Genomic DNA, 5,872 nt, shown 5'->3' on the forward strand with positions numbered 1-5,872 from the left:
GGTGAATGGCCAATTCGATGGCAAAGCGTCGCTCTGGCGTCTCGACATCGATGCCGAACATTTCCTGGATTCGCGACAGGCGATAGCGCAGCGTGGTTACGTGCAGGCCCATCGCATCGGCGCAGGCGCCACTGCGGCAGCCCTCCCTCAGATAAGTCGACAGCGTTTTCAGATAGGGCGTGCCATGCTGGCGGTCATGCGCGGCGATGGCGCCGACGCTTTCCTGAACGAAAGCGCGTACGTCGTCGACGCCCGCGGCCGCTACGAGCATCGGCAACGGCCCAAAATCCTGCCCGGACAGCGCACCGGTCCGACCGAACGAACGGGCGATGGCAATCATGCGGCTGCAGCGATCCCAAGCCAACGGATAATCCGTCAGGGTGGCACAGGCGTTGCTGGCGATGACGATCGGTTGTTCGTCAAAATATTGGCCAAGATCCGCTGCGATGCGCCGCATCAGTTTCGATGTCCGCTCCTGTTTCCAGACCTCGTCATTGGGAATGAGGCACACCAGCCCGCCATCGATGGCCACGACGCACGCGGGAACGGAAGCTTGCTGCATGATACGAGCGAGACTGTGATGCAGATCGACGGACGTTCCGCCAAGATTCTTCGCGCTCTCGGGAAAGTCGACGACGACGATTTGCTGAGTCGTCATGAAATTAATGCCGAGCCGCTGGGCTCGCTGCTGGACATCTGCCGCGTCGCGCCAACGCCGCTCCACCACCTCGAAGAAAAGCTCGGTCTGTGTGCGGGTTTCGAAACGGAATCGGATGAAACTGCGCATCATTTGGACGCTGAGCGCGAACTTGGCGCTGTCAAGCAGCAACTGGTCCAGATCGCTGAAGGCACGCGACGTGGAAAAGATGATCAATGCCCCGACAAGTTGGCGGTCGACCGTCAAGGGCTCGATGCGGGCGGCGAGATTGAGCCGGGAGCTGCCGTCATCGAGAAAAAGCGTCGCCCCGCTGTTGCCGCCCCGCTCAATTGTATCGCGTGCTGCCTTTCCCAGTTGTCGGCTCAGCGGACCGGCCGCTGCTGATTGCCAAGCGGCATCATCGAACTGCACCTCGCTTGGCGAGCGGCCGGCGATAATCTGGTTCGCAGTAAAATCGACGACGACGACCGGATTGGGCAGCAGGCTGCCGACCATCGCCGACAATGAAGACACTGAGCCGTCTGCAAGCACGTGTTCAAGTAGGGAGGTGTGCGCCTTGAGCGCCTTTTGCAACCTGTCTCCGGCCTGCCGTTCGGCTTCCAGCCGCTGCTCCCTCTCGATCGCGATGGCGCCGAGATGGACGATCATACCCAGAAACGCCAAATCCTCTTCCGGGACCTCCATGATATCCCGCGACACAACGCTCAGCACCATTGGCCGGCCCTCGAAGTCGCTGCAGTTCATAGGCATGACGAGGACGGTGCGGTAATCTCGCTCGAAAGCTTCGCGGCGATAACCTGGAAACTCCTCGGATTCGCGCACGTCGCGGATATAGACTGGCTCGTTCCGCTTCAAGGCGATCAGCGAGGGGCTTGTCGCCAGTTCCCAACGGTCAGGGAGCGTTCGCTCGATCAACGTCGGATCATAGCGAACCATCACATGGGCATAACCATGAGCGGCATCGATCGACATGATCGAACCGAGCGTCCAGTTTGCATGGCGGCAGGCGGCGAGAACCAAGTGCTTCAGGATCATGACAAGATCACCGCCGGAATTGATCTCACTCGCGACATCTTTGAGAACCGAGATTTGCGCCTTCCTGTCCACAATCGCTCCCTGCGCCACGACCCGCTGAGTTAGGCATGCGCGGGAGCTGAATTCTACATCGTTTCGAAGTGCCGGCCATTCTGTTTTTCCTCCCTAACGAAGGAAGACATTCACCGTCGTTGCTCATTAGGTTGCGCCACAATCCAGCGAACAGATGAGGAATCCATGGATCTCGGAGTGAGAAAGTTTTGCACATTCATCGAGGAAGTATTCGTCGAGGGTGGCAAGAAAGCAGACCAACCGATCTCCATGGTGGTGGTCGCAGCCGTGTTGAAGAACCCGTGGGCCGGTCAAGGATTCGTTGAAAATTTGCGCCCAGAGATCCTCCGGTTGGCGCCGGGTCTTGGCGCCGAAATGACCAAGCGATTGGTGGCGCTCTTGTCGGCGGATAAGGTCGAGGCTTACGGCAAGGCGGCTTCGGTCGGCATCAATGGCGAGATCGAACATGCATCGGCGCTGATCCATACCTTGCGGTTCGGCAATATGTTCCGCACGGCGGTAGACGGCACGACCTATCTGAGCTTCACGAATACCCGCAACGGGCCAGGCGCCCTTCTTTCCCTGCCGATGACCCACAAGAGCGAAACCGGCAAGCGCTCCCACTTCCTGACGGCCAACTTCCAGGTTCCGGACGCACCCGGTGCGGATGAGGTGCTGATCGCCATTGGCGCCTGTGATGGCGGGCGGGCGCATCCACGTATCGCCGACAGGTTCCAGGACATGGCGGAAATGGAAGCTGAGGGGCAGGCACGCTGAGCTTCGTCTTTCGCAGCAATCCCCGGGGCACCGAAATGACCTTCCTCTATGATGCCGATGCCGAAAGCGGCGTCGAGTGGGCAGCGCTCTTTGCCGAACGTGCCCAACCGCGCGATTTCTTCGGCAGGGGCAACGACCCTCCACGGCGTTCGGAGCGGCTCCCGTCCTCTAGGGATGACGCACAAACCACAGCCTGGCGAACCTTTTGGCGAACCGGTCAATAACTCATTGATAAATAACGATAGTGATGGGCGCTGAGGGTCATCGTTTTCTACCGGAAATCAATACGTTAGCGGGTGGTTCGCCACCCCGTTTCCTTCGTATTCTCTCGTATGGTCTGGCGAACCCAATGATCAGGAGGAGGACTAGTTTCCCCTGCGAGAACTGTCGCCACAGAAAACGGCTTTCGCCTTAGCACAAGCGCTCTGCCGGGAAGAGCAGTGGCAGAAAGCTGCCGCGATAGACGCGGTCTCTTACTGCGAGCCGGGCACTCGAGGCGCCGATCGGCGAGGCTGAGGTAGGGCTGGCGCTGGCTCAGAAACGGCTGGAACGTTCCTCCGGCTGCGGCGATTTCAAGGCATGGCAGGAACATTGCGGATCGGCCGGAAGCCGGGCGGCGGTTTCCAGCGCAACCCGCGAGGCGGTCATGGACAGGCTCGGCAAAACGTCCTGTTGCAGCAATTCCTGTCGATTGCGATCCATGTAGTCGTTGAAGGTAGCCGTGACGAACGCCAAAGGCACAAAACAGGCGCCGATCTCACGCGACAAGGTGGCTTCAGGGGCGATGGAATGGTTGAGCACATCGGCCCCCATGCTTCGAAACGCCAGGGCCTCGGCCGGGCCGGTCAGCCGGGGCCCGTAACAGTGTGCAGCCACCAGCTGCTGTTCGATGCCGTGAACGCGGCATTGCGGCGGCCAGTGACGGCGCGCGGTTTTGACCAGAACGGCCGCGCATCTGGGGCATACGATCTGCTTGCCGGAGCAGTCGAAGCTCTGGCGGCCGGGAAGCAGTGAGAATGGGGTCTGCGTTAGCTCGATGATATCGGCGTTCACCACCATGTCGCCCGGCTGGATCGCCTTGTTGACGGCACCGATGGTTGAGCAGGAGACGACCTGTTTCACACCCGCGTTCATCAACACCCAGAACGCGCGGCGATGGCAGGAATGGTCGATATGGTCGCGGGGATTGCCATGCGAATACATGCACAGCGCCTGTTTCGTTCTGCCTTCGGCGGTAATCGAGGCATCGAACTCGATCAGCTTCCAGTTGTCGGTGCGGCCGAAAGGCGTCTCGAAGCTCATGTCCCGCCGCAAGGTGCGCACGCCATCGACTTCCATATCTTCGGGAAAGGCCAGCCCCCAGTTTGCCGAGCCGGTGATGATCGCCAGCCCCACCTTGGGTATGTCTGTCTGATGGTCGGCTGCGATAGGATTGCTTGGCATGATTTCAGGTCTCGGTCAGGATTTCTGGCGAAGCGTCACGATCAGGATGACGGCCACGACGACGGCGGTCCATAATGTCGAGATCGCGGCGATGGTCGGATCGATCTGATCGCGCAGCGACAGGAACATCAGCTTCGGCAGCGTGCTGTTGCGGCCGCTGGCGACGAAGATCGAGATGACGGATTCGTCGAGCGAGGTCAGGAAGGCCATCAATGTCGCCGACAACAGGCTGATCCTGAGTTGCGGAACGATGATACCGCCAATGGCTCTGGCCCAGTCGGCGCCCAGGCTGCGCGCCGCCTGGACCTGGTTCCAGTCGAACCGGGCAAGAGCGGGCACCAGCACAATACAGGCGACCGGGATAGCCAGCACCACATGGCCCACCAGCACGCCGAACAGCGTTCCGACCAGAGCCTGCGCCGCCAGCACGAAGAAGAGGCCGATCGCGAGCAGGATTCCCGGCACGATGGAGGGGGTGAGCAGAACGCCCTGAATGATCGCCGCGGCCCGACCGCCGAGCCTGTTCATCGAGATGCAAGCCAGCAGCGCCAGCGGCACGGCAATCGCCGCCGTCAAAGTGCCGAGGATCAGGCTGGTCCTCAGCGCGTCCATCCAGGTGGCCGACCCGAAGAAGTTATCATACCAGCGCAGCGAGTAGGCGCGCGGCGGGAACTCGAGCAGGTCCGACGCCGAAAAGGAGAGCGGCACGACGACAAGTGTCGGCAATATCAAGAACGCCATGACGAGCGCGGAAAAGCCCCACAGAGCGACGCGGGCGAGCCTGTTGTCCGGATAGGCCTCAAGCATGGGCCGCACCCATTTTGTTGTGTGCCATCAGCCGTCTTGCCGTCAGGAACATCACCGCGATCAGCGCCATGAGCACGAGCAGCAGAATGCCCAGGACGCTCGCCGAGCCCCAATCCTGAAAAGTCGACAGCGTGCGCTCAATCCGGATGGAGAGCGGATTGACCTTGCCGCCGCCAAGCACCGCGGGCGTGATGAAGAACCCGATCGTGTAGATGAAGACGAGGATCGAACCCGAAAGGATGCCGCCGGCGGAAAGCGGCAGAATGACCGTGCGGATCACCTGCCCGAGCGTGGCGCCCATGCTGGCGGCGGCGCGAATGAGGTTGGTGTCGATATCGCGCATCGCGGCGTATACCGGCAGCAGAAACAGCGGCAGCATGTAGTGAACCATGCCGATGAGCGTGCCGGTGAAATTGTAGACCAGCGGCAATGGCTCCGCGGTCAGGCCCGAACCCGTCAAGGCAGCGTTGATCAGTCCATCGCGCCGCAACAGCACGAGCCACCCATAGGTGCGCACCAGAATAGAGGTCCACAAGGGCAGCATAACGAAGGCCATCAGCACGTTGGCCACCCTTGGCCGGGCGCTGGCCAGAGCGAGCGCCAGCGGAATGCCGAGAATAATGCAGACCACCAGCGTGCCCAGCGACAGTTCAAGGGTCGTGGCCAGGGCCGACCACGTCAGCCCGCTCGACAGCACCTTCTCGTAATTGCCGACGGAGTATTGGCCCGCCGTCGTCAGGAAGGATTGCCGGACGATCCAGAGGAGCGGCAGTATCGCCGCCAGCCCAACGATGAAAAGCGCCGGAAGCGACAGCGAAAGGAAGAAGCGCCGCTCGCGTCGGCCATCCGCGGCGAGCGCGGGATCGGCGGCGACGCTCACGCCATTGCTCCCGGCAGAACATGAACTTTTTGCGCGGGCGCATAGACGGTCACCCGCTGACTGGCGGCAAGCTCGACGCAGCCATCGGCCAGCGCCGCCGGAATGCAGACAAGGATTTCCTGCCCGCCGTCAAGCGTCAGCGTCAACAGCCAGTTCTCGCCGCGAAATGCCTTGGCGCGGAGTGTCCCGTCGAGGGCAACTCCGTCGCGTCCGGCGAGGCT

The 5,872-nt window shown here is 61.3% G+C and carries 6 protein-coding genes; 1 reads left to right on the forward strand and 5 read right to left on the reverse strand.

The genetic code is table 11. The annotated features are described in order from the left end of the window. Nucleotides 1-1,765 (reverse strand): helix-turn-helix domain-containing protein (locus EN742_RS21445; RefSeq protein ID WP_128333242.1); only part of this gene is annotated, 1,765 nt, incomplete at its 3' end. A gap of 165 nt (nt 1,766-1,930) precedes the next feature. On the opposite strand from EN742_RS21445, the gene EN742_RS21450 reads away from it, so the two are divergent. Next, entirely contained in the window at nt 1,931-2,521 is a 591-nt protein-coding gene (locus tag EN742_RS21450) for an amino acid synthesis family protein (protein ID WP_127214130.1), read from the forward strand. A gap of 534 nt (nt 2,522-3,055) precedes the next feature. Here the strand turns inward: EN742_RS21450 and EN742_RS21455 are convergent. The 4 genes from EN742_RS21455 to EN742_RS21470 form a co-directional block, all read right to left on the reverse strand. Continuing rightward, nucleotides 3,056-3,916, reverse strand: a complete 861-nt coding sequence (locus EN742_RS21455) for a 5'-methylthioadenosine phosphorylase (RefSeq protein ID WP_245492371.1) — start codon at nt 3,914-3,916, stop codon at nt 3,056-3,058. Nucleotides 3,917-3,979: 63 nt separating this feature from the next. Then, entirely contained in the window at nt 3,980-4,771 is a 792-nt protein-coding gene (locus EN742_RS21460; protein ID WP_128333244.1) for an ABC transporter permease, read from the reverse strand. Beyond that, entirely contained in the window at nt 4,764-5,651 is an 888-nt protein-coding gene (locus EN742_RS21465; protein WP_128333245.1) for an ABC transporter permease, read from the reverse strand. Before EN742_RS21465 ends, EN742_RS21460 begins: the two co-directional genes overlap by 8 nt. Continuing rightward, nucleotides 5,648-5,872, reverse strand: a 225-nt coding sequence (locus tag EN742_RS21470; RefSeq protein ID WP_128333246.1) for a TOBE domain-containing protein, incomplete at its 5' end; no start/stop codon positions are given. The genes EN742_RS21465 and EN742_RS21470, both read right to left, overlap by 4 nt.

The sequence above is a fragment of the Mesorhizobium sp. M4A.F.Ca.ET.020.02.1.1 genome (assembly GCF_004022645.1).
Taxonomy (GTDB): domain Bacteria; phylum Pseudomonadota; class Alphaproteobacteria; order Rhizobiales; family Rhizobiaceae; genus Mesorhizobium.

Bases quoted from the DNA above. Each gene is read 5' to 3' on its own strand.
- EN742_RS21460 (WP_128333244.1), bottom strand. From the start codon at position 4,771: ATGCTTGAGGCCTATCCGGACAACAGGCTCGCCCGCGTCGCTCTGTGG.
- EN742_RS21450 (WP_127214130.1), top strand. From the start codon at position 1,931: ATGGATCTCGGAGTGAGAAAGTTTTGCACATTCATCGAGGAAGTATTC.